Source organism: Enterococcus sp. FSL R5-0957 (assembly GCF_038008005.1).
GTDB lineage: Bacteria > Bacillota > Bacilli > Lactobacillales > Enterococcaceae > Enterococcus_B > Enterococcus_B faecium.
On sequence record NZ_JBBOYG010000001.1, the window covers coordinates 609086 to 628418 of the forward strand.

At 37.9% G+C, this 19333-nt stretch carries 14 protein-coding genes, 2 pseudogenes and 1 riboswitch; of the genes and pseudogenes, 13 read left to right on the forward strand and 3 right to left on the reverse strand.

Going from position 1 to position 19333, the window contains the following annotated elements; genetic code table 11:
- The first annotated feature begins 108 nt into the window (after positions 1 to 108).
- The 4 genes and pseudogenes from MKX69_RS02905 to MKX69_RS02920 all read left to right on the forward strand — a co-directional run.
- The gene (locus MKX69_RS02905) at positions 109 to 1974 is read left to right on the forward strand and encodes a beta-glucoside-specific PTS transporter subunit IIABC (RefSeq protein ID WP_002333802.1); all 1866 of its coding nucleotides are present in this window, start codon (positions 109 to 111) and stop codon (positions 1972 to 1974) included.
- 13 nt (positions 1975 to 1987) lie between these two features.
- Entirely contained in the window at positions 1988 to 3430 is a 1443-nt protein-coding gene (locus MKX69_RS02910) for a glycoside hydrolase family 1 protein (protein WP_002291139.1), read from the forward strand.
- Positions 3431 to 3537: 107 nt separating this feature from the next.
- On the forward strand, positions 3538 to 4239 hold the full coding sequence (locus MKX69_RS02915; RefSeq protein ID WP_341008714.1) for a GntR family transcriptional regulator: 702 nt from the start codon (positions 3538 to 3540) through the stop codon (positions 4237 to 4239).
- Between the two features lie 161 nt (positions 4240 to 4400).
- Positions 4401 to 4888: pseudogene (locus MKX69_RS02920) on the forward strand (PTS fructose transporter subunit IIC); the annotation flags it as partial.
- Between the two features lie 397 nt (positions 4889 to 5285).
- On the opposite strand, the gene MKX69_RS02925 reads toward MKX69_RS02920, so the two are convergent.
- The gene (locus MKX69_RS02925) at positions 5286 to 5495 is read right to left on the reverse strand and encodes a hypothetical protein (RefSeq protein ID WP_016628075.1); all 210 of its coding nucleotides are present in this window, start codon (positions 5493 to 5495) and stop codon (positions 5286 to 5288) included.
- A gap of 240 nt (positions 5496 to 5735) precedes the next feature.
- Between MKX69_RS02925 and MKX69_RS02930 the strand changes: the two genes are divergently transcribed.
- From MKX69_RS02930 to MKX69_RS02940, 3 genes are read left to right on the forward strand one after another with little or no spacing between them, the layout of a single operon-like run.
- On the forward strand, positions 5736 to 6311 hold the full coding sequence (locus MKX69_RS02930; RefSeq protein WP_002293608.1) for an LOG family protein: 576 nt from the start codon (positions 5736 to 5738) through the stop codon (positions 6309 to 6311).
- Entirely contained in the window at positions 6311 to 6751 is a 441-nt protein-coding gene (locus tag MKX69_RS02935; protein ID WP_002293607.1) for a nucleoside 2-deoxyribosyltransferase, read from the forward strand. The genes MKX69_RS02930 and MKX69_RS02935 overlap by 1 nt, the downstream gene beginning before the upstream one ends.
- A gap of 15 nt (positions 6752 to 6766) precedes the next feature.
- Positions 6767 to 7468, forward strand: a complete 702-nt coding sequence (locus MKX69_RS02940; protein WP_341008718.1) for a deoxynucleoside kinase — start codon at positions 6767 to 6769, stop codon at positions 7466 to 7468.
- 487 nt (positions 7469 to 7955) lie between these two features.
- Here the strand turns inward: MKX69_RS02940 and MKX69_RS02945 are convergent, their stop codons facing one another.
- Complete coding sequence (locus tag MKX69_RS02945) at positions 7956 to 8381, reverse strand: hypothetical protein (protein WP_002339054.1); 426 nt, start codon at positions 8379 to 8381, stop codon at positions 7956 to 7958.
- 373 nt (positions 8382 to 8754) lie between these two features.
- Here MKX69_RS02945 and MKX69_RS02950 point away from each other — a divergent pair, with 373 nt between their 5' ends.
- From MKX69_RS02950 to MKX69_RS02970, 5 genes and pseudogenes are all read left to right on the forward strand, one after another.
- Positions 8755 to 9726: a LacI family DNA-binding transcriptional regulator gene (locus tag MKX69_RS02950; protein ID WP_341008720.1), complete on the forward strand. Its 972-nt coding sequence runs from the start codon at positions 8755 to 8757 to the stop codon at positions 9724 to 9726.
- A 31-nt stretch (positions 9727 to 9757) separates the two neighbouring features.
- Positions 9758 to 11155: pseudogene (locus tag MKX69_RS02955) on the forward strand (glycoside hydrolase family 1 protein).
- A 158-nt stretch (positions 11156 to 11313) separates the two neighbouring features.
- Positions 11314 to 11937 carry a hypothetical protein gene (locus MKX69_RS02960; RefSeq protein WP_341008722.1) on the forward strand — a complete coding sequence of 208 codons (624 nt, stop codon included), beginning with the start codon at positions 11314 to 11316 and terminating at the stop codon, positions 11935 to 11937.
- Between the two features lie 395 nt (positions 11938 to 12332).
- Complete coding sequence (locus tag MKX69_RS02965) at positions 12333 to 14426, forward strand: LTA synthase family protein (protein ID WP_341008724.1); 2094 nt, start codon at positions 12333 to 12335, stop codon at positions 14424 to 14426.
- Positions 14427 to 14585: 159 nt separating this feature from the next.
- The gene (locus tag MKX69_RS02970) at positions 14586 to 15452 is read left to right on the forward strand and encodes an Rgg/GadR/MutR family transcriptional regulator (protein WP_341008725.1); all 867 of its coding nucleotides are present in this window, start codon (positions 14586 to 14588) and stop codon (positions 15450 to 15452) included.
- 21 nt (positions 15453 to 15473) lie between these two features.
- Here the strand turns inward: MKX69_RS02970 and ndk are convergent, their stop codons facing one another.
- Complete coding sequence (gene ndk, locus MKX69_RS02975) at positions 15474 to 15911, reverse strand: nucleoside-diphosphate kinase (RefSeq protein WP_002293327.1); 438 nt, start codon at positions 15909 to 15911, stop codon at positions 15474 to 15476.
- 172 nt (positions 15912 to 16083) lie between these two features.
- Positions 16084 to 16258: riboswitch (M-box (ykoK) riboswitch) on the forward strand.
- A gap of 341 nt (positions 16259 to 16599) precedes the next feature.
- Here ndk and mgtA point away from each other — a divergent pair.
- Positions 16600 to 19248 carry a magnesium-translocating P-type ATPase gene (gene mgtA / locus MKX69_RS02980; RefSeq protein WP_002329529.1) on the forward strand — a complete coding sequence of 883 codons (2649 nt, stop codon included), beginning with the start codon at positions 16600 to 16602 and terminating at the stop codon, positions 19246 to 19248.
- Positions 19249 to 19333: the final 85 nt, after the last annotated feature.

Here is a 19333-nt window from a genome sequence, read left to right on the forward strand (position 1 = left end):
TATGGCAGGCAAAACCTGGATTGAAAAAATAGGTTCACGAATGTTTGTGACTGTTTTTTTCAATCTGGGTTTTTATTTTTTAAATAAAAAAGAAAGAAGGAAAAAACAATGGATAATCAAGCAGTTGGTCGTCGTGTATGGGAAGCGGTAGGAGGACAAAAGAATGTCAAAAGTTTAGTACATTGTGCTACGCGGTTGCGATTCAGATTAAAAGATGAATCTTTAGCAGATACGCAAAAGTTAAAAGAAGACCCGGACGTGATCCAAGTCGTACAAAGTGGCGGTCAGTATCAAGTAGTGATTGGCAGTAATGTAGCAGATGTTTATCAATCGATCGTGGATGAGGAAGGTCTTGCAGTTTCGGAGGATGGAAAAGAAGAGTCCAAAAATATTTTGAATCGTCTAATTGATATCATTTCTAGTATATTTACACCTTTTCTAGGGGCGATGGCAGCCGCCGGGGTATTGAAAGGATTCTTGTCATTGGCAACGGTGATGGGCTGGCTGACAGCTGATAGCGGTACTTATCAAATATTGTTTGCTGCAGCAGATGGTGTCTTTACCTTCTTACCTGTCATGCTTGCTTTTACAGCAGCTAAAAAGTTCAAAGCCAACCAGTTTTTAGCAGTAGCAATTGCTATGGCACTTGTGTATCCAGCTATCACAGCAGTTGCTGGTGCGGGAGAAGCTATCAGTTTCTTTGGGATCCCAGTGATTCTTTCACCATCTGGTTATACTTCTTCTGTCATACCAATCATTCTAGCCGTATGGGTTCAAAGTAAATTAGAGCCATTCGTAAAAAAAGTGATTCCGCAATTTCTGCAAATGATTTTAGTTCCGCTTGTCGTTTTAGTAGTGATGGTTCCATTAACATTTCTTGCTTTAGGACCAATCGGGACGGTTGCCGGTAATGCTTTAGGCGGTCTCTTCAACTCGATTTATGGATTTAGTCCAATCGTAGCAGGTCTAATCATGGGAAGTTTATGGCAAGTATTCGTGATGTTCGGCATGCATTGGGGATTCGTACCGATCATGTTTTTGAATATCGAACAATATGGGTTTGATGTATTGATGCCAATGCTTCTTCCAGCCATCTTGGCACAAGGTGGGGCTGCTTTAGCTGTAGCATTGCGAACAAAAGATACGAAACTTCGAGCATTAGGGATTTCTTCTACAGTGACTTCGTTATTTGGAATCACTGAACCAACTGTGTATGGTGTGACATTACCGTTGAAGAAACCATTCATTGCCGCTTGTATTTCTGGAGGTATTGGTGGAGCTATTATCGGATTTTCCGGAGTAAAAGCTTTCTCCAGCAGTTTGGTCAGCTTATTGACGATTCCGACTTTCATTAGTACGGTGGATGGTGTAGAGTCAAATGTGACAGTAGCAGTAATAGCTACAGGAATTGCTTTTGTTCTTGCATTCGTAGGTACATTGATTTTAGGATTTGACGAACAAACACAAGACAATCAATTAGAAAACAAACATGCGAATGCAGGAGAACCGATTACTTCAGCACGGCATACCTTAAAAAGTCCTTTAACGGGTAAAGTACTGCCATTGAGTGAAGTACCAGACCAAGTTTTTTCTTCTGGCGTGATGGGAAAAGGTATCGCTATTGATCCAGAATTAGGAGAACTAGTTGCACCTGCAGACGGAGAGATAACGACTATTTTCCCAACTGGACATGCTGTAGGGATCACAACGACTGACGGAGCGGAAATTTTGATTCATATCGGGATGGATACAGTAGAATTAAATGGGAATGGCTTTGAGATCTTAGTCAAACAAGGGGATCTCGTCAAAGCAGGAGATTTATTGATTCGTTTTGACATCGAAGCAATTAGAGCAGCTGGCTATAGCGTAATCACTCCAGTTGTCATTACGAATACTGATGCATTTGCCGATATACTTGAATTAGACCAAAAAGAGATTATTGCAAACGAAGATGTTCTAGCAATTGTAAAATAAGGAGGAAATCAGGATGCAATCACGTTTTTCAGAAAAATTTTTATGGGGTGGAGCAACTGCTGCCAATCAATTAGAAGGGGCTTATGATCGAGACGGAAAGGGGCTATCCGTTGCAGATGCTATGCCTGGAGGTAAGCAGCGCTTTGCGATTATCGGCAGTGAAGAATTTGACTGGACGATTGATCAAGAAAAATATATTTACCCGAATCATCGAGGAATCGATCATTACGATCGTTTCAAAGAAGATCTTGCCTTGTTTGCGGAAATGGGATTCAAATGTTATCGTTTTTCGATTGCCTGGACACGAATTTTTCCAAATGGAGACGAAGGTACTCCTAACGAAGCGGGATTAGAATTTTATGATCAGCTGATTGATGAGTGCTTAAAATATGATATTGAACCTGTGATCACGATTTCTCATTACGAAATGCCTCTTCATTTAGCAAAAGAATACGGTGGCTGGAAAAATCGGAAACTGATCGACTTCTATGAACGATTTGCTCAGACAGTATTAGAGAGATACAGCAGTAAAGTCAAATATTGGATGACTTTCAATGAAATTAATTCGGCCTTTCACTTTCCAGCTTTAAGTCAAGGATTAGTAAAAAGCAATGGAGCAGGAGAGTACCAAAATATTTTCCAAGCATGGCATAATCAATTCGTTGCAAGTAGTAAAGCCGTAAAAATCGGCCACGAATTGCGTTCGGATATCCAAATCGGCTGCATGATTATCTATGCAACAACTTACAGCATCGATGCCAATCCAGTCAATCAGGCAGCAACAATGATCCAAAACCAAGAATTCAATTTTTTCTGCACGGATGTCCAAGTACGTGGAGAATACCCTGCATACACAGCGCGTACCCATAAAAAATATGGAGTCGATCCGGAAAAATTAGAGCAAACGGAGGAAGACTTCCAGTTGCTAAAAGAATATCCAGTGGACTACATCGGATTTAGTTATTATATGTCTACGGCAATCAATGAGACTGATCCACAAGCAGCAACTTCAGAAGGGAACTTGCTGGGAGGAGTAAAAAATCCGTTTCTTGAGGCAAGTGAATGGGGCTGGCAGATCGATCCAGAAGGGCTGAGAATCGCATTGAATGAATTATACAATCGTTACCAGAAACCATTATTCATTGTTGAAAACGGTCTTGGAGCCATTGATCATATGGAAGAGGATGGCACGATTATTGATGATTATCGGATCGATTATTTACGTCGTCATATCGAAGCGATGGCTAATGCAGTAGCAGACGGTGTAGATTTGATGGGCTATACGCCTTGGGGATGTATCGATCTTGTCAGTGCATCAACAGGAGAAATGAGTAAACGTTACGGCTTTATCTATGTGGATCTAGACGATGAAGGAAATGGGACACTGAATCGATCAAAGAAAAAATCTTTTGATTGGTATAAAGAAGTAATTGCCTCAAATGGCGTAAACTTGTAATTAAAGCAGCTGAATGAAAAAGAACACACTTCTCACATGTGATTTGTGTTCTTTTTTTATTTTTTATGTGCTATTCTTTTAGTAATAGTAAAGCAAAGGGTGACGTTATGAAAAGGACACGTGTACTATACTTGGAAGTCGCAGATAAAATTAAAGAAGATATTTTCTCAGGAAAATATCCAGTCGGTTCGATGTTGCCGACAGAAAGTGAATTAGAAGAACTGTTTCAAGTCAGCAAAATCACTGTCCGAAAGGCAATCGAACTGCTGGCATCAGATGAATATGTCGAAAAGAAAAGTGGTCGTGGGACGACGGTTCTAAGCAATCGTCCTTACAATCGATTATCCAAAGCGGCAAGCTTTACGCAAATCTTGGAGAACTCCCGATATGAAGTCCGGAAAGAAACGCTGGATTTGCAATTGGTCCATATAAAGAAGGAAGATCCTTTGTTTTCCTTTTTCGGTGAGCAAGCTGTTTGTTTTAAGCGCTTATATTATTTGAACAATCAGCCTTATATTTATTTTGTTCATTATCTTCCACAAGAAATGATGCAATTCAGCAGAGAAGAATTTGGCAAAGAATCTTTGTATTGTTTGCTGACGAAAAAAGGATATACTATTGACTCATTTTCTGATGATTTCTCTGCAGTATTTTTAACAGAAGAAGAACAAGGAATTCTGAAAACAGACGCACAGATCGGCATCAAACGGATACGGAAATCGTCTACGCAAATTGGGGGAATGATTGAATATTCGGAGGCGGTCTACCATACGGATCTGCATCCTTACCATATTGATTATGAAACATAAATAAAAAAAGAGGTTGTGAAAAAGCTGCCCTGCATCAAGTAATAAGAACAGCCAAACAAAAATAGTTTCTCATATTTTTCGTTTGGTTAGGCTTATTACCGCAGATACACGGCTGTTTCTGGATTACCATTTATTCTGGATAAGGGGGTGTGGCACGATTTTCAGAAGGAATCTATGAACCAATCACTGTATTGATTTTAGCTTCGATGGTAACCCCATTCGGCTTGACGATCGCTTATTTCTTAGGGAAAATCATTCGTAAAAATATATTCAATCGTCAAGAAATCGATACATTGAAGACCGCTTTTCCTATGGGGATCTGTCAGATCACAGAGGGATGTTTCCCTATCGTATTGAACGACTTGGCACGCAATGTCATAGCAACGGGAGTCGGTGGGGCAGTAGGTGGCGGATTAAGCATGTTTTGGGGCGCAGATAGCCGTATTCCGGCATCGGGAATGTTTGCAGTCGCTACGATGACCAGACCATGGGCATTCATTGGTGCATTATTGGTGCATTGTTAGCTGGTTCTTTTGTCACAGGAATAACCATTTTATTATTGAAAAAACCAGTAGATCCGAATGCAGAAATCATCCAAGAAGAAAAAGAGGAAGAAGACATATCTTGGGATGATTTGACAATTAGTTAGGAGAGGCAGAATGGATTACAAGAAAAAAGTACAATAGATGTACCTTGAGGCAGGAATGGTATGAAAGAATCAGAGTTAGAAAGAATCGAATATACAGATTTTGGTTTAGGAGCGATCGAAACTGTCCAGAGCATCGGCACCCTCCTTGAAATGACGATGAAGGAAAAATGAGAACCTTTCGTTGTCGAAAAGGTCTGGTATACCTTATGTCGAAGGAAAGGAAACAAAAAAACTTTCCTGTACTATTCCAAAAAGGAAAGAAAGTTATTATACAGTAAAAAAAGAAATTATTCTTCATGCTAGAGATCAGTACACGATCGAGCCCAATATCAAACACTAGTTCCAGGCAGGCGCAACAGGTGCGGTTATCACTGAATTTTCTTCCAGCAGTGACGATTCAAGTGATATTTTTACAAATCCAGCTATTTATCGTTAACAAAAAGATTTTTAGGAGAAGCTGATGAACAAAAATGATCAAATTTTGATCGTTTAGTTCGTCGGCTTTTTTATTTAGAGAAACATCATTTATCAGTGAAACATAACACGAGAACAAAATGATTTTTTCGTTCATAAAAGAAACAAGTATTTGTTGTTTAAAATAATACACGTTATTGGCATATAGGACGAAATCCCAGTATCTTCTATAAGTAAGTCATTTCATATCGATGAAAACACGTTATTTATTTTTGTTTTATCTATAAAATAGCTGAAAAATGATTTTTTCCTAAATACTATATATAGTGGTGTCTATCCTATATACCACTAAAAAACTACAAAATCTAGTCTTTTATTTTAAAAAAACACGTGTAGAATGAAGATAGACTTTTGAGTTAGGGAGTGTTTTTTTATGAAACTTACTGTTTTTTGCGGTTCCCGTTTTGGTAATAAAGAAAGTTACAAATTTATTGCGCAAACGTTAGGAAAATACATGGCACAAGAAGAAATCGAACTGGTTTACGGTGGTTCATACTCCGGGATTATGGGAGTGATTAGTAAAACAGTACTGGAAAATAACGGAAAAGTCACAGGTATCTATCCGAATGGGCTTTTTGAAACTGAATTGCCTGGAAAAGATGTTACTACATTTATTCCTACAGAAACGATCGATGAAAGAAAGGTATTATTATTTGAAAAGGGAGATGCTGTCCTCGTTTTCCCTGGAGGTCTAGGTACATTGGAGGAATTCTCACAACTTCTTTCTTGGATAGCAATCGGTCTGACGCCTGACAAGCCAATCGGAATATTGAATATTGGCGGTTATTACAGCGGCTTGCAACAATTATTAGAAACTTTTGCAAAAGAGGATTTTATGGATAAAAAATGGTTGGATCAAGTAATCTTTTCCAACAATCCATTGGAACTGGTCAATGAATTACGAGCAGTATCTATTAAAAATCAGTTATTATTGAAGGAGGCAAAATAATGAGTCAAATATATTTAGCAGGACCATTTTTTTCAGAGGAGCAAATCGATCGAGTAAGTCGTATCGAAAAAGCGTTGGAGGAAAACAAAACAGTCACAAGTTTCTACTCTCCACGTCATCACCAAGAAAGCAATTATGAACTATTCAGCGCTGGATGGGCGCAGGAAGTATACGAAAAAGATATGGAAGAACTGACAAATGCAGAATTTGTTGTTGCTATCCTTGACTTTGAGCATCAAACAATCGATCCAGGAACGGCTTACGAATTAGGTGTGGCAACTATGTTGAAAAAACCGATGATCATTGTACAAGAAGAGACGGTACCTACAAACTTGATGATTACACAAAGTCTCCATACGTATTTAAAATCAGACCAAGCTGTACGTGAATATGATTTTGAAACATTGCCTGTTGAAACTTACGTAGGCGAGTACTTATAGAAGAGGAAGGGTTGTATGTCAGTGATTTTGATTTCAGGAACGATTGGTGCAGGTAAGAGCAGTTTGACGGATATGCTTGCAAAAGAGATTGATTCTAAACCATTTTATGAAAATGTCGAAGATAACGAAGTATTGCCGCTCTTTTATTCAAATCCTGAGCAGTACGCATTTTTATTGCAAATCTTCTTTTTGAACAAGCGATTTTTAGCAATGAAAAATGCTTTAGTGAACGATGACAATGTGCTAGACCGATCCATCTATGAAGATAGCCTGTTGTTCCATCTAAACGCTGATTTAGGTCGGGTAACGGATATCGAAGTACAGCAGTACGATAGCTTATTAGATACGATGCTAAACGAGTTAGATGATGTTGCTCCAAAAAAACGGCCTGATTTGATGGTCCATATCAAAGTTTCTTTGGACACGATGCTAGAACGTATCAAAAAACGTGGGCGTGATTATGAACAGCTAGAAAGCGATGAAACGTTATATACCTATTACGAAACGTTGAACACCCGCTATAATCAATGGTATGAAGATTTTGATGTATGTCCTAAAATACAAGTGGATGGGGATACATTCGATTTTGTAGAAAATCCAGAAGATGCAAAAAAGGTGATCCGTCAGATCCAAGAAAAATTAGCTGAATTGGAAGGAAAGCCTGTTGGAAAATATTTTACGGATAACCAGCATGCAAAAGGTCAAGAATTAGGCTAAAAATAAAAAACCAAACGACGGGAAAGAAAAATTACTACGTGATGTAGAATAAGCCTTTCTATCGTTTGGTTATTTTATATTCAAATATTTGAAATAAATAAATCTTTACTCTTTGATTTGTAAACTGAAATGATCCACTGTTTGTTTTACTGATGAAGCTTGATCAAAGGAAGAAGCTGAGTTTGAAGTTCATAAAAATCAGCCATAGTGAGTTTTGCTTGGATTTGTTTATCTTCTTCTACTTTTTACATAATTTTGAACAGGATAAGATTCAAATGTTTTAAATGAATCTTTGACTAGTTTGTGACAGTTGTCGCATATGCTCAAGCTTCCTTGGTCATTAAATTCTGTATGGATATTTTTGTTGTTATTACATGTACAATAATCAGGACTATCGATCATCCATTTCGTCTCCTTTACAATCATCTTGCTTCTTTACTATAGCAGAAAAGAAGGGGAGAAACAAAAGAAGATCCAACAGACGGCACTATAGACTGTAGATGTTGCCATCCTCATCCTTCAAACGGTAATTACCGATTTTGGTAAATGTGATGGTTGCTTCTTTTTTATTTTCTTTTCCTGAAATAATATATTCGTCATCTTTGGTAGTAATCTTGATGTCTGTCAGCACCGTTTTTTCTTCAGATGATTCAGAAGAATCAGTTCCTTGTGTCTGATACGTGCGTGTCCATTCCATTTTTTTATCTGTAAATGTCAACTGTCCCGCGGATAAATCCATATCTTTACGTACTTTTAGCGTATATACACTGTTGGTGATATCTGCTTTTTCCGCTTTTAAGACAGAAGAATCGGTTGTTTCGTCCGAGGATTGGTCAGAGCCGCCAAACAAATCACAGCCAGTCAATGTCAAAAGTCCCGCAGACAAAATAAATAGTACGATTAATTTCTTCAAAATACTTCCCCCATTTGATAGGATAAAGAAATTATACCATTGGAATGTAAAACTTCAAACAGATGGAAGAGAAAAACGCACAAAACACCCACAAATAGAGTAAATTTTAGAATAAAATTTTAAAAAGGCAAAAAATCCGCCACTTTCAGAAAGCGTTTTAAAAAAGTGTTGCAATCTTTTAAAAAAATGCTATATTAAAAATGAACCGGTTCAAATACTTGTTTAAGTATAATTAATAGTGAGAGGAAGTTGCTCTACTGAAGACTTTAGTTATATGGATATTGATGACAAGCAACACTATGCAAAGAATGCGGTCATCATAATCGAACAACAAGAAAGAGAAATCAAATGTAACTGGCAGGAGTGAGAATGTATGGCATCGATCCGTGACGTGGCTAAGATGGCTGGTGTTTCAGTGGGAACAGTTTCCCGTTACTTGAATGGTCAGCAACTGAAGGAAAAGAACATGAAAAAAATAGCAGAAGCGATTTCAGCGTTGGACTATAAAGAAAACATCATTGCTAAAGGGTTGAAGAATAATCGAAGCTTCTCTATTGGACTTTTGATAAACGGGATATCTAGCCGTTTTGGTTCGGAGGTTGTTTCAGGGATCGAAAGAGTAGCTGAAGAAAATGGATATAGCTTATTATTAAGCGGGTTTGCCGATCAGCCAGAAAAAATCGAACAAAAAATCGAATACCTGATGAAGCATGCAATCGATGGGTTGATCGTCTTCTTATCAGAAGAAGAGTGGTCTGGATTTGAAATGCTGACAAAAATGAGTATCCCAGTTGTCGCATTGAATTGTCCGGATGGGCCAGCAGGTATTGATACAATAGTAGTGAATGATCGAGAAAGTGTAGCAAAAGTGATTGCTCATCATGGCGAACAAGGACATAAAACAATAGGATTTATTGCTGCCGCTCAAACAGATTACGTAGCAAGAGAACGTTTAGCTGGAGCTAAAGAAGCGGTACAAAAGGATCCGTCTATCCATTTAGAGATCTTTACAGGAGACTATTCTAGAAAAAGCGGCTATTACGGGGCAAAAGCATTATTAGAAAAAGGGGCAACTGCTATTTTTGTCAGCAATTACAATATGTCGATTGGTGCCATCGAATGTTTCAATCAAGAAGGTGTCAGACTCGGGAATGATATTGCGTTCAGTCACTATGATTATTTAGATAAAAACGATCTGAGTATCCTTCCGAAAATCACGATCACGCCACCAACAGATAAAATCGGTGAACGAGCAGCAGAACAGCTGTTAAAACGAATCAAAAAAGAAGAGGAAGAAAATGAAAAAGTGATTGTGATGGAAAATATCATACATGGAATCAACTAAAACGAACTAAAAAAGAAAAAGAGGTGCTTTGATGAAAAAATATCAATTTCCAGCAAATTTTTGGTGGGGTTCTGCAGCAAGTGGCCCACAAACAGAAGGAAGGATTTCAGGTGATGGAAAAGGAGAGAACATTTTTGATTATTGGTACAAAAAAGAACCGCAAAAGTTCTTTGACCAAGTAGGACCTGAAAAAACTTCACAAGTTTATACGAAGTATCAAGAGGATGTACAGTTGATGAAACAGACTGGGCATAATTCATTTCGAACATCTATCCAATGGAGCCGTTTGATACCTGATGAATCTGGAACAATCAACGAAGAAGCCGTTCGTTTCTATCATCGTTATTTTGATGAGTTGATTGAAAACGGTATCGAACCCTTTGTGAATCTGTATCATTTCGATATGCCGATGTATCTGCAAGAAAAAGGCGGATGGTTGAACCTAGAAACGGTTGAAGCCTATGAAAAATATGCCAAAAGTTGTTTTGAATTGTTTGGTTCGAAAGTAAAAAAATGGTTTACTCATAATGAACCAATCGTTCCAGTCGAAGCAGGTTATTTATATCGATGGCATTATCCAGAAGAGTCAGATATGAAAAAAGCGATCCAAGTTGGCTATCATTAAGCGTTGGCTTCAGCGTTAGCCATCAAATCTTACCATGAAATGGAGCAAGGTGGTGTTATTGGTATCATCTTGAATCTGACACCAAGCTATCCAAGAGACGAATCAAACCCTGAAGATGTTAAAGCAGCGCAAATAGCAGATGCGTTCTTCAATCGTTCATTCCTTGATCCAGCTGTAAAAGGCGAGTTTCCAAGTGAATTGATTGAGATAGTAAAAGAACTTGATCTCATGCCTGTGATCCATGCAGAGGATTTGACGGTTATCAAAGAAAATACAGTAGATCTTTTAGGTATCAATTATTACCAGCCACGCCGGGTAAAAGCAAAAGAAACACCAATCGATACTGAAAACGGTCCAATGCCTGAGGATTATTTCGACAATTATGAAATGCCTGGTCGTAAAATGAATCCTTATCGCGGATGGGAGATCTATGAACAAGGAATCTATGATATTTTGATCAATGTACGAGATCATTATGGAAATATCGACTGCTTTATTTCTGAAAACGGTATGGGTGTAGAAAACGAAGCACGATTTATCAAAGAAGATGGCATGATCCACGATGATTATCGGATCGAATTTGTCCAATCTCATCTGAAATATGTCCATCAAGCCATTCAAGAAGATGCCAATTGTTTAGGCTATCATATGTGGACATGTATGGATAACTGGTCGTGGACCAATTCATATAAGAATCGATATGGCTTTATTTCAGTAGACTTAGCACAAGATGGAAAAAGAACAATCAAAAAATCGGGTCATTGGTTCAAAGACGTATCAGATAAAAACGGATTTGAGGCTTAAGAAAGAATAGTTGAGAGCAAATGCGTGAAATTCTCCATTCTTACCATTTTGTGAAAAAGAAGTTCAATTATTTACGATCTTTTTCAACTTTTTTGTCTTTCTATTTCATTTTTTGTATATAATAGAATAGTCAAAATTAAATAGGAGTGGAGGAAAGCATGAGGAAAAAAAGACCGTTTCTTCTCTTTTGGTTATTCGGTTTTTTCTTACTGCTTATTTTATCCGCAGCATTTTCAGGAAAAATGACAGCAGATCTTGCTCAGAAAGAAACAGAAAAAATCGTAGCAAGCAAAGAATCAGTAGATAATTTCAAAAAAGAATTCTCAACTTATTGGTGGGCGGAATATAAATTAACTGCCAATTACGAAAAAGGTGAATTGGATATCTATTTGCCGAAAGGAAAAGAAGAAAATCAATTTATCAATATCGATGACGTACTTAGTGCGATTTCTCTCAGACAATATCAATTCAAAGACAAACATTTGACCGTTTTGCTTTTGACTCATGATGGCGACAAGGTAGCTCGTTTGAAAAATGGAAAAGTGGTCACAGCTTATTCTGAAAAAGTGGACAAAAAAGTGGTGGCCGATCGATTAGCGGAATGGAAAAAGACCAATGAACAAGTCAAGAAAACAACAGATTCTTCTCAAAAAAACGAATTGACAGGAACAAGCCCTTCAGATTCTGGCAGTGGGCAAACGATAACGGGAAATGAAGAAAATCAAGCCTCAATCATTACGAATGAGTCATCAGAAGGACAATATCAAACTTATGGGCAATGAAAAACAGAGGTTGTGACAGAAGTGGTCAGCTTCAAGAAATAAGAAGAAATTTACGAAAAGTGCTTCTCAAGTTTTTGTAAAATTTCGGCTTATTTCCGAAAAAGCTGTCCTGCATCAAGAAATAAGGAGCTGCGACAAGAATTTTGTCACAGCCTCTTTTTTTGTACGAATACCGAGAAACTGGCTTTTGAATACCGTGGAGTGAAGCGGTCACCACAAGACTTTTATCTCTTCATTAGTTTAATCGCTTACATCGCAGCGGTTTTATGCTGTGAAAAGTGGACGGAATAATCTTTAGAAAGAATAAAAAAATCTTAAGATAACAACTTTTTTAGGAAATTTTCATTTTTCAGGAGCAAAATAAGAAAAAATGTGAATAGAGAGAAGTGATATACGTGACACAACTTAAAAAATTGTGCCAAAATCGTTTAGCAATCGTTTTGACAGCTGTTTTCTTTTTCTGGCTGAAGACGATCATTGCCTACTATGCAGATTTTTCATTAGGTGTGGAAGGTACGATCCAGTACTTTATCTTGTGGATCAACCCAATTGCGACTACCTTATTGTTTTTTGGCCTTTCTTTGTATATTAAAAAGCCAAAGCCAGCGTTAGCTGTTCTTTTGATCATTGATATTTTAAATACGCTTTTGTTGTACTTGAATATTATTTTTTATCGGGAATTCACAGATTTCATTACAGTCAAATCTGTATTAGGCTTTTCGAAAGTGTCGCAAGGATTGTCAGGAAGCTCCTTTTCTTTGATGAAGCCCCATGATGTCATCTACTGGCTGGATATCGCTGTGTTCATTGGGCTACTGGTTTGGTTGAAGGTCAAGAAAATACCTATCAAAAGCAACCCTGTCGGCAAACCGATGGCTATCGCTGTTACCTGTCTTTCAGGGCTTATTTTTTCAGGAAATCTAGCGCTGAGCGAAGCCAACCGTCCACAATTGCTGCAGCGAACATTTGACCGTTCATATATTGTCAAATATCTAGGAATCGATGCGTATACTATTTATGACGGAATCAAAACAGGAATGACTAGCAGTGTTCGCGCGCATGCAAGCAGTAATGGGATTGATGAAGTTTTAGATTATACAAAGAAACATTATGCAGAGCCAAATCCCGAAACATTTGGGATCGCTAAAGGGAAAAATGTGATCGTTCTCCATTTAGAAAGTTTCCAGCAGTTTTTGATTAATATAAAGGTAGACGGACAAGAAGTCACACCGTTTTTAAATAGTATTTTCCAGAATCAAGCAACGATCAGCTTTGACAATTTCTTTCATGAAGTAGGACAGGGAAAGACAAGTGATGCTGAAAATATGTTGGAAACTGGCACATTTGGTTTACCTCAAGGCTCATTATTCACAGAGCTTGGGTCAGACAATGTCTTTCAAGCCGCACCAGCGATCCTTGGACAAAAGCAAGGCTATACAAGCGCTGTTTTCCATGGGAATGTAGCTAGTTTTTGGAATAGAGATCATGTATATAAAAACTTAGGTTATGACAATTTCTTTGATCGATCTTATTTTGATGAATCCGACGAAACGTTAGGTTATGGGATATTAGATAAAGATTTATTCAGAGAATCTGCCCAATATCTTGAGCATCTACAACAGCCGTTTTACACGAAATTTCTTTCCGTAACCAACCACACGCCTTATTATACGGATGACAAGAATTTCGACTTTCCATCTTTGAATACTGGCAATAGCACAGTAGATAATTATGTTCGAACGGCACATTATCTGGATCAATCATTGGAACAATTTTTTACGTATTTGAAAAAATCTGGTATTTACCAAAATTCAATCTTTGTGATTTACGGGGATCATTTTGGGATCTCGAATACAGATAATAAAGATTTAGCAAGCGCTCTTGGTAAAGATCCAGATACATGGGATGAATTTGACAACGCACAGATGCAACGAGTGCCATTGATGATCCATATGCCTGGTTATACTAAAGGGTTAGTCAATCACGAATACGGTGGAGAAATCGATGTTTTGCCGACATTACTTCATCTCTTGGGAATCGATGATAAAGACTATCTCCATTTTGGTACGGATTTATTATCTCCTCAGCATGATCAAGTAGTGGCTTTTCGAAATGGGAACTTCGTGACACCTAAATACACCATCTTAGGAGGAAAAGCTTACAATAACCAAACAGGAGAAATCATCGATACGAAAGCAGCAGGAATCGACGAGGAAATTTCCAAAGATCAGGAAAAAGTCAAGTCTGCTTTAAGTCTTTCAGATAAGCTGAATCAAGAAAATCTCTTGCGTTTTTATGTGCCAAACGGATTTGAAACGATCGATCCGAAAAAATATGACTATAAAAATGAAGCAGAACGTAACATAGCCATCGAAAAGCAAAAAGGCGAACATTCGACAAGTGTCTTTTCAAAAAATGGCAATAAAACAACAACCAACTTATATCCAGTAACAAGAACAGACGTTGAACAGCAAAAAGATAATCAATAAACAATCAAACCAACCTTCAGTAGTTAAACAACATTCTAATGCTTGAAGGTTGGTATTTTTTATGAAAAAAACATTTTTTTATTTTTTTCGTGTATTTTTCCTTTTTAACGTATCTATTTATTGAATGTGGAAAAATTTAAATTAAAAAGGAGAACTATTATGTATGATGGTGAATTGATCAAGAAACTTCGAGTCAACAAGAAGTTGACACAGTCCCAATTAGCGGAAGGAATCTGTTCTAAGACTTCTCTAGTCGGGATTAAGACAAATTCAGTGAAAAAAATGTCATTTGTAACATTGAGATCATTTTTAGAGCGAATGAACATGACACTTGCAGAATATGAATGGATGCGAAACCAGCTGGATGAACCAATAAAGTTAAAGAAAAAAAGACGAATGCTAGATCGGGTACAAGAAGACAGCTTTGATCCTTATAAAGAGATCAGCAATAACCGTAGGCATTTTAAGAAAACAGAAGATCTGTATTATTTGGTTTTGAATCTTCACATGGTCGAAAAAACAGAAGTATCTGAGACAGAATTTGAATTTTTACGTTATGAATGCCGAATCATTGAAGAATACTTGATGCAGATACCAGACTATGGTCAATTTGAACTATCTATTCTAGCTGATTTTCCTTGGATATTCAGTGATCGGTTCATTGAGAACAATTATTTGAAAATCAAAAAAAGAATGCGACGATTAGCACAGTTGAACAATCATGAGCAGTATCTCTTTACTTTTTTAATAAACCTGACTTCGTTTTATATAGAAAATGGTCGGTTGAAAAAGGCACGTAGTGTGAATGAAGATATGAAACGGAGCTTAGCACATAAAGAAAGAAGTACAGTGATCTATGAAACATTGATGGCAGATTATTATCAAAGATTGATTTCTGCTGCTTTAGGGGAAGAAAAGACGAAAGACTACCAAGAATTCTTCACAGTGCTCGAATATATGTTAGGAAAGAATCAACGGAGGTCCTTAGAGAAAAAACTGCTGGCCATTGCTGAACCCAGCAACTAGACCAGCAGTTTAGAATTTGTATCACTTCGCCGCTTTTTCAGACGGTTTGTTTATATCGAATGGCGGGAAAAAGCGGGCGATCTCTTTTACCGCAGCATCACGGGAATCAGAAGCGTGAATGATGTTTTCAGTCCCCGGCAGCGCGTAGTCTCCTCGGATCGTACCTGGAACAGCATCGGCAGCTTTTGTTGCTCCAACCATCTTACGGACGATATCGATCACTTCCTCGCCGACCAGCACAAGATAAACGACAGGACCGGAAGTCATGTAATCGATCAGTTCATCAAAAAAACTGCGCTCAGTCAAGTGCTGATAATGTTCTTTTGCTAATTCAGGAGTCATAGTTTCAAACTTCATTTCAGCAATGGCCAGTCCCTTTGCTTCAAAACGTTGGATGATGCTTCCGACTAAATGGCGTCTCACGCCGTCTGGCTTGATAATAACAAGTGTTCTTTCCATAACAGCACCTCGTTTCCTACTATATTTCTATTATAGCGGGAGGTGGAAAATGAGACAAATAAAACCGCGTGAGACAGGAATATAACGTGTGTATTTTAAAAAAAGTATGAAAAACATGGAAAATTGATTTGACATCCTCTTTTTTAGTTGTTATATTAACGAAGGAAAACCGAATAAGATTTGTTAGGTGAGGCTCCTATACAAACATAGGCTACTGCCCAAAAACGTCGAGAGACGCCAATGGGTAGAACAGGAATTGTCGAGATAAGGCTTTTCATAAGGTAGCTAAAAGCAGGTATCTGCTTTTTACGTTGTACAGTGTCAAAACTCAACGATGAGATCTGAGAAGCTTTTTTTAATATGCTTTTTCAAACCTTTCGCTGAGTATTTGGCGAGAGGTTTTTTTGTTGCCGCAAATCCCCATCGGTGAAAAATAAAAAGGAGGTGGTCTAATTGGGAAAATAACTATTCGAAAAATGATTGGAAGTCATGAATTAAAATTACTTAGTAAAGGAGATGAGAACAAATGGATGACAGTCATTCGAAAAACAAGGATCTAGAGGAAAGGCCAGGGCTATTATCTATCTGTTCTCAGCCCCTTTCAGTTTTTTCTCTATCGATCCGATGAATAGCTAAAGACCAAAAGCAGCGAGAACAGCTGTCTTTTGGACACAAAGGAGAGATTGAGATGGAAAAAAAGAAAGATACACAAAAAATCTATGCAGCTTTTGCTGGAAAAACGAAACAAGAATTATTTGAACTATTCCATGCATCAGCAAATGGATTGACAGAAGAACAAATCGAACGTTCAAGAGAAAATTACGGTGAAAATGCGATTTCATATGGCAAAAAAACACCATTCATCGTAGAAATATTGAAAGCATACATCACGCCATTTACATTAGTGTTGATCGCATTAGGAATTATTTCATTCATCACGGAATATGTATTAGCAGCTCCTGGGGATAAAGATCTTTTCGGTGTAGCCATTATCTTCACTATGGTTATCGTCAGCGGGACAATGACGTTGATTCAGTCCGTACGTTCCAATCAAGCGGCTGAAAAACTGAAATCACTTGTGAAAGTAACGGCAGCTGTAAAACGTAATGGAAAGTACACAGAGATTCCTATGGAAGAAATCGTCTGTGGAGATCTTGTTCGGCTTTCAGCAGGGGATATGATACCAGCGGATATGCGTTTATTGTCCGCAAAGGATTTATTCATTTCCCAAGCAGCATTGACAGGGGAAAGCTATCCAGTAGAAAAGCATGCGAAAGTATGTGAAGACGATCAGCAAAGCGAAACAAGTTACGAAAATCTTGTCTTTATGGGAAGTAATGTCATCAGTGGAAGTGCGGAAGGAATCATTGTTTCTGTTGGAAATGAAACACTATTTGGTCATGTAGCAGAAACGCTATCTGAAAAACCAATTCAATCAAGCTTTGAATTAGGCATCCATAAAACATCCATGCTACTGATCAAATTTATGTCATTGATGGCTCCAGCAGTTATCGTCATCAATGGGCTTACAAAAGGGGATTGGCTAGAAGCTTTTCTTTTTGGACTATCTGTAGCAGTTGGTCTAACACCTGAAATGCTTCCAATGATCGTTACGACGAATTTGGTCAAAGGAGCAAGTGTGATGGCCAAAAAAGGAACAGTGATCAAAAATTTGAATGCCATCCAGAACTTTGGTGCAATCGATGTGTTATGTACGGATAAAACGGGGACATTGACACAAGATAAAATCATTCTTGAATATCATATGGATTGTGAAGGAAATGAAGATGATCGTGTTTTGCGCCATGCGTATCTAAATAGCTACTATCAAACAGGGCTGAAAAATTTGTTAGATGTGGCTATCATTGATGAAGCAACAGAAACTTTAGATACAGATAAGATCAATTATCAAAAAGTGGATGAAATTCCTTTTGATTTTGAACGTCGCCGTATGAGTGTTGTGGTTGCTGATCCAGCTGGTAAAACACAAATGATCACAAAAGGCGCGATTGAAGAAATGCTGAACATTTCTAAATTTATTGATCTTGGCGGTACTGTTACACCATTAACAAAAGAACGAAAAGAAGCCGTACTTGCAAAAGTACAGTCACTTAATGAAGATGGCTTACGAGTGATTGGTGTCGCACAAAAGACCAATCCAAGCGTCGTTGGAGAATTTTCAGTCAAAGATGAGTCAGACATGGTTCTGATTGGTTATCTTGCTTTCCTTGATCCACCAAAAGAAACAACGAAACAAGCGTTGAAAGCTCTGAAAGAACATGGTGTAGCTGTAAAAGTTCTGACTGGGGACAACGAATTAGTTACACGTTCAGTGTGCCGTCAAGTAGGTCTAGAGATCAATGAATTGGTTACCGGTGAGAAAATCTCGGAAATGAGTGATCATGAATTAGCACAAGTAGCTGAAGACCATGAAGTATTCGTAAAATTGAATCCTCAGCAAAAAGCACGTTTGACGACAGCTTTACGTAAAAATGGTCATACTGTCGGATTTTTAGGAGATGGTATCAATGACGCTCCTGCAATGAAAGTGGCTGATATCGGTATTTCTGTAGATACAGCTGTGGATATTGCGAAAGAATCTGCAGACGTGATCCTTTTAGAAAAAGATTTGACGATTTTGGAAAGAGGCCTTCTTTCTGGACGAGAAACTTTTGGAAATATCATGAAATATATCAAGGCTACAGCAAGTTCTAACTTTGGCAATATGTTTTCCGTGCTGATTGCAAGTACGTTCCTGCCATTTTTACCAATGCTGCCTTTACAACTTCTGTTTTTGAATCTGATCTATGATGTTTCCTGCATTTCCTTGCCATGGGATCGGATGGATAAAGAATATTTGGACGAGCCCAAAAAATGGAATGCATCTAGTATTGGGAAATTCATGGTTTACTTTGGTCCAACAAGTTCGATATTTGATATTACTACTTACTTGTTGATGTATTTTGTTATTTGTCCTGCTGTAGTTGGCGGAAGTTTCCATACATTGGATAGTTCACAGCAAGTGATTTTCATCGCATTATTCCATGCAGGATGGTTTGTCGAATCACTATGGACACAAACCTTAGTGCTCCATGCACTGCGTACACCGAAAGTACCATTTATCCAAAGCAACGCAACATTTGCCATGTTTGTTATCACTACATTAGGAATTATTGTCGGTTCTGTCCTTCCTTTTACAAGTTTTGGTGCTGAATTAGGCTTGATGCCACTTCCTGGCAATTACTGGTTATGGTTATTTGCTACAGTCATCGCTTATCTGGCGCTTGTGACAGCTGTGAAGAAAATCTATATCCGTCGATTCCAAGAACTCTTATAAACGAGAAGGCTGGTTCTTTGCTTCTGTTCTTTTTGGACCAGTCGTGCTAAACTATGTGTATTGTTTTGGAAAGGATTAATGTATA

What these genes read in the sequence shown, in the direction of transcription:
- MKX69_RS02910 (WP_002291139.1), top strand. Translation starts at nt 1,988, where the DNA reads ATGCAATCACGTTTTTCAGAAAAATTTTTATGGGGTGGAGCAACTGCT.
- MKX69_RS02960 (WP_341008722.1), top strand. Translation starts at nt 11,314, where the DNA reads ATGAGGAAAAAAAGACCGTTTCTTCTCTTTTGGTTATTCGGTTTTTTC.
- MKX69_RS02930 (WP_002293608.1), top strand. Translation starts at nt 5,736, where the DNA reads ATGAAACTTACTGTTTTTTGCGGTTCCCGTTTTGGTAATAAAGAAAGT.
- MKX69_RS02915 (WP_341008714.1), top strand. Translation starts at nt 3,538, where the DNA reads ATGAAAAGGACACGTGTACTATACTTGGAAGTCGCAGATAAAATTAAA.
- mgtA (WP_002329529.1), top strand. Translation starts at nt 16,600, where the DNA reads ATGGAAAAAAAGAAAGATACACAAAAAATCTATGCAGCTTTTGCTGGA.
- MKX69_RS02970 (WP_341008725.1), top strand. Translation starts at nt 14,586, where the DNA reads ATGTATGATGGTGAATTGATCAAGAAACTTCGAGTCAACAAGAAGTTG.
- MKX69_RS02940 (WP_341008718.1), top strand. Translation starts at nt 6,767, where the DNA reads ATGTCAGTGATTTTGATTTCAGGAACGATTGGTGCAGGTAAGAGCAGT.
- MKX69_RS02935 (WP_002293607.1), top strand. Translation starts at nt 6,311, where the DNA reads ATGAGTCAAATATATTTAGCAGGACCATTTTTTTCAGAGGAGCAAATC.
- MKX69_RS02905 (WP_002333802.1), top strand. Translation starts at nt 109, where the DNA reads ATGGATAATCAAGCAGTTGGTCGTCGTGTATGGGAAGCGGTAGGAGGA.
- MKX69_RS02950 (WP_341008720.1), top strand. Translation starts at nt 8,755, where the DNA reads ATGGCATCGATCCGTGACGTGGCTAAGATGGCTGGTGTTTCAGTGGGA.
- ndk (WP_002293327.1), bottom strand. Translation starts at nt 15,911, where the DNA reads ATGGAAAGAACACTTGTTATTATCAAGCCAGACGGCGTGAGACGCCAT.